The 16,580-nt window shown below is 41.6% G+C and carries 12 protein-coding genes; 6 read left to right on the top strand and 6 right to left on the bottom strand.

Annotated elements, in window-relative coordinates; genetic code table 11:
- Window positions 1-84: 84 nt before the first annotated feature.
- The 3 genes from HHA41_RS03735 to dapE all read left to right on the top strand — a co-directional run bounded on the left by HHA41_RS03735 (window position 85) and on the right by dapE (window position 2,519).
- Window positions 85-969: a DUF1853 family protein gene (locus HHA41_RS03735; RefSeq protein WP_168460584.1), complete on the top strand. Its 885-nt coding sequence runs from the start codon at window positions 85-87 to the stop codon at window positions 967-969.
- A 118-nt stretch (window positions 970-1,087) separates the two neighbouring features.
- On the top strand, window positions 1,088-1,234 hold the full coding sequence (locus tag HHA41_RS03730) for an entericidin A/B family lipoprotein (RefSeq protein WP_168417858.1): 147 nt from the start codon (window positions 1,088-1,090) through the stop codon (window positions 1,232-1,234).
- Window positions 1,235-1,385: 151 nt separating this feature from the next.
- A complete protein-coding gene (gene dapE, locus HHA41_RS03725) occupies window positions 1,386-2,519 on the top strand; it encodes a succinyl-diaminopimelate desuccinylase (protein ID WP_168460583.1) in 1,134 nt (377 codons plus the stop codon).
- A gap of 72 nt (window positions 2,520-2,591) precedes the next feature.
- Here the strand turns inward: dapE and HHA41_RS03720 are convergent, their stop codons facing one another.
- From HHA41_RS03720 to pilG, 6 genes are all read right to left on the bottom strand, one after another.
- Complete coding sequence (locus tag HHA41_RS03720) at window positions 2,592-3,050, bottom strand: hypothetical protein (protein ID WP_168460582.1); 459 nt, start codon at window positions 3,048-3,050, stop codon at window positions 2,592-2,594.
- A gap of 3 nt (window positions 3,051-3,053) precedes the next feature.
- Entirely contained in the window at window positions 3,054-7,625 is a 4,572-nt protein-coding gene (locus HHA41_RS03715; RefSeq protein WP_168460581.1) for an Hpt domain-containing protein, read from the bottom strand.
- Between the two features lie 169 nt (window positions 7,626-7,794).
- Window positions 7,795-9,870 (bottom strand): methyl-accepting chemotaxis protein, encoded by a 2,076-nt coding sequence (locus tag HHA41_RS03710; protein WP_168460580.1) that lies wholly within the window; start codon window positions 9,868-9,870, stop codon window positions 7,795-7,797.
- A gap of 46 nt (window positions 9,871-9,916) precedes the next feature.
- Complete coding sequence (locus HHA41_RS03705) at window positions 9,917-10,453, bottom strand: chemotaxis protein CheW (RefSeq protein ID WP_104852339.1); 537 nt, start codon at window positions 10,451-10,453, stop codon at window positions 9,917-9,919.
- Between the two features lie 3 nt (window positions 10,454-10,456).
- Window positions 10,457-10,825: a response regulator gene (locus HHA41_RS03700; RefSeq protein ID WP_004975526.1), complete on the bottom strand. Its 369-nt coding sequence runs from the start codon at window positions 10,823-10,825 to the stop codon at window positions 10,457-10,459.
- Window positions 10,826-10,854: 29 nt separating this feature from the next.
- Window positions 10,855-11,238, bottom strand: coding sequence for a twitching motility response regulator PilG (gene pilG, locus HHA41_RS03695; protein ID WP_004975524.1), 384 nt, complete (start codon window positions 11,236-11,238; stop codon window positions 10,855-10,857).
- Window positions 11,239-11,582: 344 nt separating this feature from the next.
- On the opposite strand from pilG, the gene HHA41_RS03690 reads away from it, so the two are divergent.
- Genes HHA41_RS03690 through HHA41_RS03680 form a run of 3 tightly spaced genes read left to right on the top strand, consistent with a single transcriptional unit; the run spans window position 11,583 to window position 16,503 of the window.
- Window positions 11,583-12,158, top strand: a complete 576-nt coding sequence (locus HHA41_RS03690; protein ID WP_252726715.1) for a hypothetical protein — start codon at window positions 11,583-11,585, stop codon at window positions 12,156-12,158.
- A gap of 52 nt (window positions 12,159-12,210) precedes the next feature.
- On the top strand, window positions 12,211-13,344 hold the full coding sequence (locus HHA41_RS03685) for an efflux RND transporter periplasmic adaptor subunit (protein ID WP_168417864.1): 1,134 nt from the start codon (window positions 12,211-12,213) through the stop codon (window positions 13,342-13,344).
- Between the two features lie 54 nt (window positions 13,345-13,398).
- Window positions 13,399-16,503 (top strand): efflux RND transporter permease subunit, encoded by a 3,105-nt coding sequence (locus tag HHA41_RS03680; protein ID WP_168460577.1) that lies wholly within the window; start codon window positions 13,399-13,401, stop codon window positions 16,501-16,503.
- Window positions 16,504-16,580 lie beyond the last annotated feature (77 nt).

Raw genomic sequence — 16,580 nt, 5'->3', positions numbered from 1 at the left:
ACTGTCCCAAACTACGAATTGCGGTAGTATAAAGCGTTTTTTCATTTTCCGTGGTAATTCTGCATTTTTCGCATGGATTCGTACATGATTGAGTCGCACCCTCCTGCGCTTGCGCCCGAAGTCTGGTTAAACTATCGCACAGCTGCGGTGCGGCAATTGGCATTTGCTTTGGCGAGCCCCAATATTTTGTCTAGCTTGCCACCCGAATTACAAATTCATCATGCTTTTACACTGCATGCAGATGCTTTTTGGCAACAGCATTATCTCAATTACCAACAGCGTTTGGCTTATTTAGATTTACATCCCGAAGCCTTGCATAATTTTCTAAATCAACTCAAAAGTACCCGCTTGGGTTTACGTTTTGAAATGCTGATGTGGTTTTGGTTGCTCGATCGTAACTACCATCCCTTCGAATTACTCGGACACAGTATTCAAATTATTGATGGGGCAAAAACCGTCGGTGAGCTGGACTTTTTACTGCACAATCAAGACACCCAGCAAGTTGAACATTGGGAAGTTGCTTTAAAATATTACTTGGCTGAAGCAGATTTTTCATTGCCACATTGGTATGGCTTAAACCGTTCCGACACTTTGGCACGCAAACTCAATCATTTCAGTCAAAAACAATTCCAGTTTGAGCAGGCTTTAAATTTTCCCATCCAGCAGCGTTTTGCAGTCCTGAAAGGTCAGTTGTATTTCCCACATTTATATAGCCAAAATACTGTAGACCGCACGCCACACTGGGTTAACCGTGCACGTCGGTTAGGCACTTGGGGCAACCATATTCCAGAAAAAACGGCTGACTTTTATCGTTTACAACGACACGAATGGATTTGCCCAAATGCGCAAGCCAGTAGTTTAACCAACCAATGGTGGACTGATGGCTTATATTTCCAAGCCACAACTTCTGAATTTTATATGTATAGAGCAGCTTCTTATCTCAGCTATCCGCCCTTACACGTTGAATAACAGTTTCAACATTTCATTACGCAACCACCATGAAAGTTACCTATTTATTTTTTTGTTTATTTCTTAATCTAAAAACACAGGACAAAATGTTTCTTGCTTTAAAATACTGGAGATAATCATGAAAAAAATTTTAGCAACCTCACTACTTATGATGTTTGTTTTAACTGGTTGTAACACCATTAAAGGCGTGGGTGAAGATGTTTCATCTGCTGGTAATGCAGTCAGCAATACCGCTGAAAAAACTCAGCAAGAAATCCGTCAATAATTCTGGGTTTCTTGGTGAAAACTTTCACCTGAAACATCAGAAATTCAAAAAACCTTGTGCTCAAACAAGGTTTTTTTACACTAAAATTTCACTTTTTTAGCATTATTCCCCTATTATTAGTACTCATTATTGATAAACGTCTGAAACGCGCATGACCTCTACTGCTACACTCGATTTAAGCCTGCAACTTTTACGTCAACCCTCGGTCACACCTGTCGATCACAACTGTCAAAACATGATGGCAGCGCGCTTAGAAAAAATTGGTTTCAACATAGAATCTATGCGTTTTGATGATGTCGATAACTTGTGGGCACGTAAAGGCACAGCATCACCTGTTTTTTGTTTTGCAGGTCATACCGATGTTGTCCCTACTGGCAGTTTGGATGCTTGGAATTCTGATCCATTTGCACCAGAAATTCGTGATGGCAAATTGTATGGTCGTGGCAGCGCCGATATGAAAACCGCTTTGGCTGCCATGGTGGTTGCTTCAGAACGCTTTGTTGCCAAGCATCCTAATCACAAAGGTTCAATTGCCTTTCTCATCACTTCAGATGAAGAAGGTCCATCTATTAACGGTACAGTGAAAGTGGTAGAAACCTTAGAAGCACGCAATGAAAAAATAACTTGGTGCTTGGTGGGTGAACCTTCTAGTACAAATCAGTTGGGCGATATTGTTAAAAATGGACGTCGTGGTTCACTCAATGGCGTATTGACCGTCAAAGGTAAACAAGGTCATGTGGCTTATCCACATTTAGCGATCAACCCAATTCATACTGCTTCTCAAGCCATTTCTGAGTTATGTGAAACTGTGTGGGATCATGGCAATGAATACTTCCCTGCGACCTCGTTTCAGATTTCAAATATTCAAGCAGGTACTGGTGCAACCAATGTAGTACCAGGCAACATGACTGTCACTTTTAATTTCCGTTATTCAACTGAAGTCACCGCAGATGAATTAAAAGCGCGTGTATTAGAAATTTTAGATCGTCATCAAGTTGATTATGAGATTGACTGGACACTATCAGGCTTACCTTTTTTAACACCTGTAGGTGAACTTGTGAATGCGGCACGTCAGGCTATTCGTAATGTAACAGGTGTCGAAACTGAATTGTCCACCAGTGGTGGCACATCAGATGGCCGTTTTATTGCACCAACAGGCGCACAAGTACTTGAGCTTGGGGTATTAAACGCAACCATCCACCAAATTAATGAGCATGTAAATGTAGCCGATTTAGAACCATTGGCAGAAATCTATGAGCAAATTTTAGAAGGTTTATTGACTTAAAATCAGAAAATTCAACACTAAAAATAGAAAAGGAACTCAATTTGAGTTCCTTTTCTATTGGCTAAACAATGGTTATTCAGCTATCAGATTTTCTTGAATGTATTGCAAGTTTGGTACATGAAAGACTTGATCTCCCATACGCACATATTGGAATACGCTAGGATCATCGGCTTGTTGATCATCATCAACCACTTCAGAAATACGCAAACGAATGGTTTGCGGCATTTCATTGCACATCAATGCAAAGCGCTGCTCCATTTCATCACCTTCAATTACCAAGGCTACACCCATTTTTTTCTCAGGGTCATTTACTGCATAGACAGGTAATTGTGAATCGTGCCATTCCACAGTTTTAACCTGTGTGGCATTGTCCAGTGCCGATAAAACAATGTTTTGTGGCAGCAGCATGGGTTGCTTGGCATGACATTCAACAATATAGGCATCAATAAAACCCGTAGATACGGTAATTAAGTGTTGCAACTCTTGTTGACTGATTTGGCCGAGTAAATTTGGACTATTGCTCTGACTCATGGCTTACCCCCGACTCGCTGCTAATAATTGTTCAATATTGGCAAGCAATTCTGCCTCTTGGAACGGTTTACCCATATAGTGGGTAACACCTAAACTGAACGCACGCTCACGGTGTTTTTCACCTGTACGCGAGGTAATCATAATAATTGGCAAGTTGCTGTGAATATCGTGGTGACGTACCAAGTTAGTCACTTCAAAACCATCCATTCGTGGCATTTCAATATCTAGCAGCATCAGGTCTGGTTTAACATTTTCCAGCTGCTCCATGGCATCAATACCATCTTTCGCTGTGACAATATCATAACCTTGACGCTCAAGCAGACGTGACGTTACCTTACGTACAGTTACCGAGTCATCCACAATCATAATCAAGCGGCGTGCATCACGACGTTGAGTATCACGCTGATCGCTAGCTTGCTTGGTACGTTGCGTTGCAAGAATCTGACGGGCAATATTTTGACCATCTAAAATCAGACAAACCTGACCATCACCTAAAATAGTTGCGCCCGCAATTGCACCAATGCTTGAGAACTGCTGACCAATTGGTTTCACAACAATCTGACCACGAGAACCAATTAACTGATCAACCAATAAGGCAATGGTTTGCCCTGTACTGCCTTTAATTAACAGCACCGGTAATGAGTGACCAACGTGATTTAAACGCGGTAAAGGCTGATTGCCGACAAACTCAGACAAGTAACGTAACTTGTAGCTTTGGTTGTCAATTTGGAAGAGGTCTTCATTGCTGTTGAAGTATGTTTCCAAAGTGCTTGGTGCAATACGCACAATACGATCAATTTGCGCCAATGGTACTGCAAATTGTTGATCACCAACTTTTACCATCAAGGCATCTGATACCGCAACCGTGGTCGGTACACGAATACTAAAGGTTGTGCCCTGACCCAAAGTTGAATCTACAGAAACGTGACCACCGAGCGCTTTAATTTCGCTTTGCACTACGTCCAAGCCAACCCCACGACCTGAAATTTGTGTCACCGCCTGTGCAGTGGTGAAACCAGGGTGGAAAATTAACTGTAGAATTTCATTTTTATCGAGGTCTTGATCTGCCTTAATTAAACCCAAGCTCAAAGCTTTTTGTTTAATTTTCGCATCATCAATACCTTTACCATCATCCACAAACGTCACCACAACATCTGTGCCTTGACGGCTAATGTTAAGTTCAATTTTTCCGACTTCAGGTTTATTGGCCGCTGCACGTTGTGCAGGGTCTTCTATACCATGGTCTACCGCATTACGTAGCATGTGCTCAAATGGAGTCACCAAACGTTCAAGAATGGTACGGTCCAACTCACCTTCGGTATTGTGTACCACCAATTCTGTTGGACGGTTCAAGGTAGATGAAGTCTGACGCACAATACGTTGTAAACGTGGTAACAAGCGTGAGAATGGTACCAAACGAGTACGCATCAAGCTTTCTTGAATTTCGGCCTGAATACGTGATTGTTGTAAAAGCAAACCTTCAGCATCACGGATTTTTTCAGCCAATGTGCTCTTAAAGTCCACCAAGTCCGATGCAGATTCCGCAAGAGATTTAGACAATTGATTCAATGAGGAATATTGGTCCATCTCTAATGGGTCAAAGTCTGCATAACGTGAGTTTTCAGAACCGTGTTTGGCAATAATCTGTGATTCCAACTCGCCTTCCATTCGGCGTAACTGATCTGCCAGACGTTTGATCGCCAATTCCATTTCATTCAGCGTACCGCCAAGCTGTCCAAGCTCCATTTCAATACGTGAACGGTTAATCGAGTTCTCACCAGACAAGTCGATCATCTTCTCTACCAAATCGGCAGAGATACGAATCATCTCATTGCTATTGTCTAGTGTGGCTGTTTCACTCCACTCGCCTGACATCGCAGGTGGCTCGGTGCCATCCCCTTGTACAAACTCATAACTACGACTTGGTGATAACAAGTCTGTATGCGTTAAACGCTCAGGCAATTGCGCAGAAACATCCACAAATTGCATAGCGGCCAAGCTCGATTTCAGACTTTCATAATTGCTGTAATCGGCTTTAAAGATAGCATCACGCAACCAAGCCAACGTGGTTTGTAAAAGTGCATCGTAAACATTCGAGTTAAACTGATGTACAGCAAACTGTTCAAAGGTACTTTCAAGCTGATAGGCGATTTGCGCAACAGGCTCAATTTCAACCATACGTGCGCCACCTTTTAAGCTGTGCGCAGCACGTTGTAACTGTAGCAAAATACTACGGTCACTACGTTGTTCAAACCAATGCTTCAAGCGCTGATCCGCTGAATCTAAAATTTCTTCAGCTTCTTCACGGAATGTTTCTTCTACTATAGAAAGCAGTTGTTCATCTTCAGACTCAGCCGTTGTTTCGGGAGCAGCAATTTCAGTGATTGGTTCAAATACGGCTGCAGGGGCATCTTCAAGTTCAACTGAAACATCATCTGCCAATACTTCTTCTGCAGACTGCATCTCGGCTTCTGCTTCAGTTTCGGCTTCTGTTTCAACTTGCACTGGCTGCTCTTGTTGCATTGAAGGTTGAACAGCGGTATTCGTTTCAATTGATTTACCTTGTGACAAGCTAACAATGTCAGCCAAAATCGCAATGGATTCTGGCGCTTCATAGTCCACACCTTCTTCACGAATGGTTTGAATACGGTCTGCAATGTCGTCTTGTACTAAACGAATAATTTGAATCAACGCAGGTGAAACAACAATTTGGTTATTGATAATGCGCTCATAAATTGATTCAAGGTTATGCGCAATTAAACCAATATGCGTTGCAGCAATCATATTCGCACCACCTTTTAAAGTGTGCAAATAACGCATCAGGTTGTTTAAGGCTGATGTATCACTGGCGTCTTTAGACCACGTGTTTACATCTTCATCCATTCCCACCAAAAGTTCTTCGGCTTCTTCAAGGAAGATGTCTTGTAAATCTGGATCAAAATCCTTGTTGGCATCTGCTGCGTGGATATTTTGGCGGTCAGCGGCAATACGTTGTGACAATTGCGCCAAGTTTACCGCACCAGAACTTTCTACAGTTGCAACCTCTGATGAAGTCTCAACATTTTCTACTTCAGCAGGGGCAGTTTCAGTGACTTGATCAGCTTCTTCAATCACGCTTTCAGATGTTTCAAGCGCCAACTCTTCAATATCTTGCTGTACAAATGCAGTTAAGTCATTCAGCGTTTTCTGAATATCTTCAGTGACCGTGACACGCTGCCCAGCTGCCAAAGTATCGAATAAATGGATAAATTCTTGATGTGCCTGCGCAAATAGCTCGTAAGCATATTCTGAATTTAGCAAAACTGGTTGAGCTAAAACACGGTCATACGCTGCTTTCAGCTCTTGAGTAAATTGATGAATACCAATTGATGCACGGTTATCGGTATGATCCACCAACAATTGTGCCTGCGCACTCAATTCTTGCAAATAGTCTGGATACTGTGCTTGCGCCAATTTATCAAATTCAAATTCGGCATCAAGTAAACGGTCAATATTCAGTTCAATTAATTTAGAGACCAAACCTTGAGGATTGGCTAATTCATCAGTGTCGCTGCTGCTAAAGCCGTAGTTATCCCACGCTTTGTTAAAGGTGTCATATATGACATCTAAACCATCACAACGTCCTTGACGCAGAATATGCAAATAATCACGTACAAATTCTGCATACTGCACCAACAATGCTGTTTCTTTAGAGGTCGATTCAATTTCATCTTGCACAAAGGCTTTGAATAAGTTTTCAACTTTAGAGCTGGCTTCAAACACCTGATCAATTTGCGCCATCGATGAACTACCACGCAAAGTATGCAGGGCGCGAATCAGACCATTGTAATCTTGAGATTTAATTTGTTCTTGTGCCAAGAATTGATCAATGGTCGCCAAATGCTCTTCGGCTTCTTCAATAAATATAGACAGAGTTTCAGCCAACAGACTTTCATCTGTAGTCGTGTCTTGCGCAACTTCTGCGTGTTCAACATCTGCAGGCAGTTCTGCTGATTCAAATTCTTCTGTCGCCGCTACTGTTGCAGCCATTTCAGGCTCAATCGCATCACTCAGCTCAAGACCTGTTGGTATATCTTGTGCTGTTAATTGATCGGCTAAAACAAGTAATTCTTCTAACGCTGGTTCAGGACTTTGGTTTTGCTGTAATTGTTGTCCTAAAAGTACCAATGGGCGTAAATCAATATCAATGACACCCACATTTTTGAAAATTGGATACAGTTTATATTGATAAATATGGAAAACAGTTTTTGCAAATTTTTGAATATCAGTATTAAGGGTAACAGCACCCGAAAGCACACGGTTTAAAGTATCTTCTACCGTCCATGCCAGTTCGCCCGCAGACTTCGCACCGACCATGCGACCCGAGCCTTTTAAGGTGTGAAAGTGACGACGAATGGTCACTAAAGTTTCTTGGTCTGTCGGATTTTCGAACCAAGTTACAAATAATGGATTTAATTCTTCGAAGATTTCTTCAATTTCTTCAACAAAAATTTCAAGAATTTCCGCATCTTGATCAAGATAACTATCTTCAGGAAGCGTCGTTGTTTCAACTAAATTTTTTAATATTTCTTTCATAGCTAAGGCTTCTTACGTTTTCAGCACCGAAAGGTACTTCAACTTAATTGTAACCATCCTGAATGCCCCTAACTCAAAAGTTAAGTTCATCTTTTCGATGCTTTATCTCTGAATGATGGTGTACCTCTACCGAAGTATAGGTACACCCTTCCCCAAGCTGGAATTCCGCTTATTCAGGTAGTTTAAAGTCAGTTACAGATTCACGTAATGATTCTGCCATGTTGGCCAACTCAGATACCGAACGTGCTGTATCAAAGGTTGCCGTTGTGGTTTGCGAAGTAATTTCTTGTACAACGTTCATCGTAGTTGCAATGTGACCTGCAGACGCAGACTGTAGTTTTGCAGCATCCGAAATGTTAGAAATCAATTTCGCAAGGTTGCTCGATACTGTTTGAATCTCATCGAGTGCAACACCCGCATCCTTAGATAAGTTCGCACCACGTACAACCTCAGAAGTCGTTTGTTCCATCGAAATTACGGCTTCGTTGGTATCGGTCTGAATCGTTTTAACCAGTGTTTCAATCTGCTTAGTTGCAGATGCTGAACGTTCTGCTAGACGCTGTACCTCATCCGCAACGACCGCGAAACCACGACCTGCTTCACCCGCCATAGACGCCTGAATTGCTGCGTTCAATGCCAAGATGTTGGTTTGGTCGGCAATATCGTTAATCAAGGCAACGATGTTACCAATCTCTTGTGAAGATTCACCCAAACGCTTAATACGCTTAGAGGTTTCTTGAATCTGCTCACGAATGATATCCATACCTTCAATTGAACGGTTTACAACGTCCGCACCATTCGATGCGATATGTACCGAACGTTCTGCTACCGCAGCGGATTCTTCCGCGTTGGCAGATACTTGGTCAATCGACATTGCCATTTCGTTAATCGCCGCAGATGCACCTGCAATTTCTTGCGCCTGATGTTCAGAAGCTTCTGCTAACTGGTTGGTAATGTTCTGCGTAGTTGCCGTATATTGTGCAACTTCGTGTGATGTTTCATGAATACGCGATACAAGGTCACGTAATTGGTCAATCGCGAAGTTAATCGAGTCAGCAATTGCGCCTGTAAAGTCTTCCGATACCGTTGCGTATGAACGTAAGTCACCATCTGCAAGGTCGGCGATCTCATCGAGTAGACGTAAAATCGCGTTTTGGTTACGGTCATATTCATCTTGTAGACGAACCACACGAGTTTTATCAGCTTCACCACGTAAGCCAAGTAATTTGAATACACAGAACAAGAATGCAAGTAAGGCTGTAATTAAGCCAATTGCTGGAATTGCAATAGACCAACCTGAACTGCCAGACAATTTATTTAAATTACTTAAAAGTTTATCAGACTGGTCAAAAATAGAAGATGAAGCCTGACGTACTTTTACAATTTGAGTAGAGTTACTTAAAACGGTTGCAGCAGCAGATTTCAATACATCTTCATATTCTGCTTGAATACCTGTTAATGACTCACGTAAGTCTTCTTGTGCAATACGTTGTACACCCAGCTCTGCACTACCATTTAACTGTGCAGCCAAATACGCACCGAAAGTTTCAGTATCGGCACTGAAGTCATCCGCAGATTCACGTGAACTATCTGTACCTGTTAATACCGAGCTAATTGAACGCAAGATACGTTCTGCAATGAATACCTGGTTTTTTGCAATTACAACCTGGCTACTTGGCATATCTTGACGTGCCATTTGGTCAACCATCAAGTTATATTCAGCCTGAATACCTGGAATGGTTTCACTGATTGCAATGTTAGTGTCATAAAGTTGGTTAATGATTTTTTGTTGCGAAGCAATCAAATCAATATTTTCAGAAACCGATTTCCACTGTGTTTCAACTTCACGCAACGTGTCTGTACTAGCATGAATGTCTTTAACCGTTTCTAAGTTTTCTGCAAAAGATTTTTGCGAATCAGTCAAATTTTTGATTGATTCAGGCGTACCTGATGCAGTTGCTTCAGTCGCTTGACGTGAAATGGTTTGTGACAATAGACGTAAATCACCCAAACTACGGGTAAAATCGTTATTACGCGGCACACTATAAAAAAGGTATAGCAACAGGAAAAGCGATAAGATGATACAAAAAGCTGCGCCTAAAATAAGTGGCTTAGATTTTTCTGTTTCACCAAATACACTCGCAAACTCATCAGTTCGCGTTTGTAATTTTGCCACAAAACCTGGCCCACTTGCTTTACGAACAGTTTCTTCGCCTGAATTTTTCTTTTTAAGTTTAAAGCCCATGCAGCTTCTCCCCGATTGACGCCTTCATTTTTTAGGTGCGCGACAGTTAATTTATAAATTTTATAGATGCGTTCATGTATTTTGGGTTTTGCAATAAACGACTAAATAAGAAAACATGCCATTGTTGGTTATGCTGGTGAAAATAGCCCTGACAATATTCTTGTAAATTACTTTCTAAATCATTGTGTTTAGAGAAGAAACTTTTCTTATTAAAGTGCTGTATACCCAAAACTTGATCTACAACCAAACCGACATAATGGTCATTATGACTAATACACATTACTTTTTGAGTAGGTGAATATTGGCTGCTTTGCCCAGAAACATAATGTGCCAAATCTGAAACTGAGAGCAATCTACCCCGAATATTGGCCAAACCGACCACCCAAGGTTGGGTGTTCGGAACTGGTGTGTATTTCGGTGGGTAAATAACCTCAGAAACCTCTCCCAATGGAGCAACAAAATATTGCCCCATCATCTCAAAAGCAATGCCTGACCAGCGGTTTACCTCATTTTCGGTACTAACGTAGTTTTTGTTACCACGTTTAGATAACCGAAGTAATTCAATAAAACCATTTGCAGCCATAGCTTATCCTGCATTTAGATGTTGATTAATCACATCAATTAATTGTTTTTCGTCAACAGGTTTGGTTAAGTAATCGCTTGCACCTTGGCGTTTACCCCAGACACGGTCAGTGGCCTGATCTTTGGTACTTACAATTACAATTGGAATATGCTTAGTGGTATCACCACGCGAAATTTGACGCGTCGCTTGGAAGCCATTTACGCCCGGCATAACCACATCCATTAAAACTAAATCTGGCAATTCAGCTTGTGCCATGGTGACTCCATCTGCACCATTAGCAGCTTCAATCACTTCAAAGCCATGTTTAGTCAAAATCTCTCTGAAACGGAAGGTTTCTGTAGGCGAGTCATCGACTATAAGAATACGAGCCATTATTTTCCCCAATAAATCTAACGATATAGTTATGCTGTCACGTGGTTACGAATTGCGTTTAATAATTCGTCTTTACTAAATGGTTTAGTTAAATATTCGTCTGAACCGACAACACGCCCTTTGGCTTGGTCAAATAGACCATCTTTACTTGAAAGCATGATGACCGGAATGTTTTGATAGTTTTGTGAATTTTTAATCAAGGCACAAGTTTGGTAACCATCTAAACGTGGCATCATAATATCTACGAACACAATATCAGGATTTGATTCTGCAATTTTGGATAAAGCTTCAAATCCATCTACTGCGGTAACCACTTCGCAACCTTCTCGTTGTAAGAGCGTTTCGGCTGTACGGCGAATGGTTTTTGAATCATCAATCACCATGACTTTTAGATTTTGGAATTTATCGTCCATTCAATGACCCTTCCCATTTTGTTTGTACAAGCAACTGAGTAGAAATTTTTACACATTGATCGTATTTTTAACATATCTTTACTTGTAGTTTCAACGAACATATTTAGCTCGAAGCTACACTTTTACACCATTATCACCAAATCACTCACACTTTCTGGTGACCATCGATATTTTTTTATCGGTTGTGTTTTTTTTATTTCTAATTTTGATCTAATATAACACTATATATTACGTTTAATTTAAGTAATTTAGTCAACTTTCATTTGGGGGACAACGTGAGCACTTATTTTGCACAATTACTCGCTGTCAAATTAAAACAAAATAAAAAGTCGTTCAAAATAGCGATGCTAGCGTTGCTTCTGTTTCCCTCTGCACAATTGATGGCCGAAACTCAAAATAAAGCAGTATGGTATCGTTATTATGATCAAAAAGGTGTAGCCAATATTAGCAGCAATGTGACCCCAAATCATATCCGCTATGGCTATGAGGCTTTGGATCGGAACATGCAAGTGATTCAGCGTGCTCGTCCCTATAATACTGAAACCGATATTAAAAAAGCACCACAACGTGCTGCTCAAGCACGTCAGAGTGAGTCGGACCAGCGTCTAAAAAAAGCCTATACCAACAGTCAAACTGCCACCATTAAGAGAAATAACACTTTAGCGCACATTAAAAAGCAAATTAGCTTTCAACAAGAACAACTCAAGCAACTCCAAACTGACCGTATTAGTTTTAAACGTCAGGAAATGGAGTATTTACGTAAAGTTAAGCCTGTACCACCACAACTGAAAACCAATTTAGACAATAACTTAAAAAATATTGAATTAAAAAAAGACATGATTCAATCTTTACAAACAAGCTATCGAAATACCCAAGCAGAATACGACAGAATTATTCAACGCCTCAGAGCCCTAGAATAGGGCTGGCTTTTTTTGCGTTGTCATTTTGACATTAAAATAAGGACAAATATGCATGCACATTGCACAGCGTATCGCATTCATTTTTAATCAACAACCTTTGCCACTTCTTCGGATCAGTACACTTGGGTTATGTGTATTTCTTTCTGCCTGCCAAAAAAATGAAACAGAAAATGTTGCTCCCACACCAGAAAAAATAGAATTAATTCAACAAGATTTAGTTACCATCCAGCAAGGCAGTGCCATCGAAAAAACTGCCTTTACAGGCACCGTGCGTGCGGTCAATCAAAGTAGTATTCAATCGCAAGTCAGCGCCACTGCCACATCCGTGAATGTGAAAGTGGGTGATGCAGTGCAACGTGGGCAAACCTTGGTTCGTCTGAACAATCAAGACAATGCTGCACGCTTGGCGCAAACACGCGCCAATTTGGCCGCAACCCAAGCCCAAGCCAACCAAGCTCGAAATATGATGCAGCGAAAAAAACGCCTGCTCGATCAAGGTTTTATTTCACAGGTTGAATATGAACAAAGTCAGTTGGACTATCGTGCGCAAATTGAAAATGTGCGGGTACAACAAGCCAATGTAGATATTGCACTCAAAGCCGATCAAGACGGCACGATTACAAGCCCTATACGTGGCGTTATTACTCAGCGTCAAGTAGAACCAGGGCAAACTGTTGCTGTAGGACAGACTTTATTTGAAGTGGTCGATCCTTCACGCTTAGAAATTCAAGCCAAATTACCAAGTGACTTACAGGCAGCCCTGAAAGTGGGACAAAAAATTGAATATCAATTGCAAGGTCACAACAACACACTCAATGCCCAGATTAGTCGTGTTTCTCCTGTTGCAGATTTAGCCAGTCGTCAAATTGAGTTTTTTGCCACTCCATTAGAAGCCCTCCCCTCACTCAGTATTGGTGCTTTTGTAGATGGTCATATTTTGGCAAGCAATCAAATTTCAGGGCAAATTATTCCACTTAACACCATCCACAATATAGAAAACAAGCCTTATGTATGGGTTATTCGTGATCAAAAAATTGCACGTATAGACGTTACTGTTTTAGAACAACGCTATAGCGACAATACCGCTGTGATTCAAGGCTTACAACCCAATGACTTGGTCAGTCGTGTTAGCTTTCAGCCTGATCAAATTCAGCAACCTGTAATCATTCAAAAACAGCCGCAATAGTACGCAAATATTGTATTGAATATGTCCAATAAATAAAAAATCAGGATCGTTGTTATGTGGTTTACCCGAGTTAGTGTCAAGTACCCTGTTTTTACCATCATGATGATGTTCTGTCTGATGGTGCTTGGCTTGGCCTCATGGCAACGTATGGGTGTAGAAGAATTTCCTGATGTCGACTTCCCTTTTGTGGTGGTTTATACCAGCTATCCGGGCGCCTCACCTGAAACAGTCGAGTCTGAAATTACCAAGAAAATGGAAGATCAGATCAATACCATTTCTGGACTAAAACAACTGGTTTCTCAATCCAGTGAAGGACTGTCTACCATCATTGCCGAATTCAATTTGGATGTTCCTTCAGCAGTCGCGGCACAAGATGTACGTGATAAAATTTCTTCAGTCAGTGCAGAGTTTCGTGATGAAATTCAAGACCCTGTGGTAGAGCGATACGATCCAACAGCCAATGCGGTCATGTCGATTGTATTTGAATCATCACAAATGTCTCTGCGGGATTTGAGCTCCTATTTAGATCAACAAATTGTGCCACAACTGCGCACCGTATCAGGCGTGGGCACTGTCAATTTACTGGGTGATGCACAACGACAAATTCGGATTGAGGTTGATCCACAAAAATTAATGAGTTTTGGCATAGGGGTTGACCAGGTCATCAATACCCTTAAAGCTGAAAATATTGAGGTTCCTGGCGGTACACTCAAGCAGGCCAACAGTGAGTTGGTGGTCGAAATCCAATCCAAAGTTATCCATCCATTGGCTTTTGGCGATTTGATTATTGCCAATAAAAATGGCGCACCGATCTTTTTAAAACAAGTGGCGACCATTCAAGACAGCCAAGCTGAATTGGAAACTAGTGCATTTTTAAATGGACAAACTGCCATAGCAGTCGACATTTTACGCAGCTCCGACTCCAATGTCATTGAGGTGGTGGATAACACCTACAAAACTCTGGATCGCATTCAAGAGCAACTCCCTGCGGACATTACCGCGAAAGTCGTGGTGGATTCCTCTAAAGGCATTCGTGGCAGTATTCGCGATGTGGCACGTACGATTATTGAAGGTGCCATACTTGCAGTCCTAATTGTACTGCTGTTTCTAGGTTCATTTCGTTCTACAGCCATTACAGGGCTAACATTACCCATTGCCCTACTGGGTACACTAACCTTTATTTGGGCATTTGGTTTTACCATCAACATGATGACCTTGCTGGCGCTCTCGCTCAGTATTGGCTTATTAATTGATGATGCGATTGTGGTGCGTGAAAATATTGTACGTCACGCCGATATGGGTAAAGATCATGTTATTGCAGCTTTAGATGGCACCAAAGAAATTGGCTTAGCTGTTCTCGCTACAACCTTGACCATTGTTGCGGTATTTTTGCCCGTTGCATTTATGGGCGGCATTATTGGGCGTTTCTTTTATCAGTTTGGTGTGACGGTAAGTACCGCTGTACTGATTTCTATGTTTGTCAGTTTTACCCTAGACCCAATGCTATCTGCACATTGGGCAGAAAAAACCAATCCAAATAAAAAACCAGGTCGTATAAAACGCTTCCTCAATTGGATTTCCCACAAGCTGGATAACTTAAGCACGCATTACGAGAAATTATTAAAACTGGCACTACGTTTTCGGGTCATCACCCTCTTGATTGCTGTAAGCTCTTTGTTCGGCGCGCTGGGATTATCCAAACTGATTGGAACTGAGTTTGTTCCCGTGCCAGATAAAGGGGAAATTCGGATTAAATTTGAAACCCCTGTAGATGCCTCTTTGGAATATTCACAGGCCAAACTACAACAAGTGGATTACATTATCCGTCAACACCCCGAAGTTCGTACAACTTATGGCGTTATTAATAGCGTAACGGATCGGGGTAAAAACCATGCTAGTTTACGTGTTACCGTTAGCCCGCGTAATGAACGCCAACAAAGCCTGACTGATCTCAACAATGAATTCCGTCAGCGTTTGCAAAGTGTTGCAGGCATTAGTATTACCTCGGTGGCTTCTGCGGACGAAACAGTATCTGGTGGTCAAAAGCCCGTGATGATTTCCATTAAAGGCCCAGATTTAGCCGAACTACAAAAAATTTCTGACCGCTTTATGTCCGAAATTGCACAGGTAGAGGGGATTGTCGATTTAGAAAGTTCACTGAAAGCGCCTAAACCTACGCTTGGTGTGCATATAAATCGTGTCTTAGCCAGTGATTTAGGATTATCAGTCAATCAAATTGCCAATATTATCCGACCACTCATCGCTGGGGATAATGTTACGACATGGCAAGATGAACGTGGTGAAACCTATGATGTGAACGTGCGCCTAACCGAAAACCAACGCAGTCTGCCAAGTGATGTACAAAGCATGTATTTGACTTCACAAAAAACTGATTCCAATGGACAAAGCATTCTAGTGCCTTTGGCGAGTGTTGCGAGCTTTGAAGAAAGCCTCGGTGCAGCACAAATTAACCGAAGAGATTTAGCTCGTGAAGTTTTGGTAGAAGCGAACACCGCAGGTCGACCTGCAGGTGACATTGGTGCCGACATACAAAAAATTCAGGATAATTTTAAACTCCCTGCAGGCTATAGTTTTGACACCCAAGGTTCTAATGCCGATATGGCCGAATCTGCGGGTTATGCACTGACAGCAATCACACTCTCCATCGTATTTATTTATATTGTTTTAGGCTCGCAATTTAACAGCTTTATTCACCCCGCAGCAATTATGGCTTCTTTACCGTTGTCGCTGATTGGCGTGTTCTTGGCGCTGTTTATTTTTAATTCCACCATGAACCTATTTTCTATTATTGGCATTATTATGCTGATGGGACTGGTGACCAAAAATGCGATTCTTCTCATTGATTTTATTAAAAAAGCTATGGATCAAGGTGAGTCACGTTATGACGCCATTATTGCCGCAGGTAAAACCCGACTACGCCCTATTTTAATGACCACCAGTGCCATGGTGATGGGGATGGTACCCCTCGCCCTTGGACTGGGAGAAGGCGGTGAGCAAAGTGCACCTATGGCACATGCTGTTATTGGTGGTGTGATTACGTCTACACTGCTGACCTTAGTTGTTGTACCCGTGATTTTTACTTACTTAGATGACTTTAAAAACTTTATGCTGCACCAAACCCGCAAATTGCTTTCATAGCATCAAACGACATTGACGTATAATGGAGGGGCTAAATTTTAACGCAAGCTTAGCCCCATTTTTATTGTATAATCCGG

The organism is Acinetobacter sp. A1, assembly GCF_012371315.1.
GTDB lineage: Bacteria > Pseudomonadota > Gammaproteobacteria > Pseudomonadales > Moraxellaceae > Acinetobacter.
This window is presented reverse-complemented; position numbering and strand designations above follow the sequence as displayed.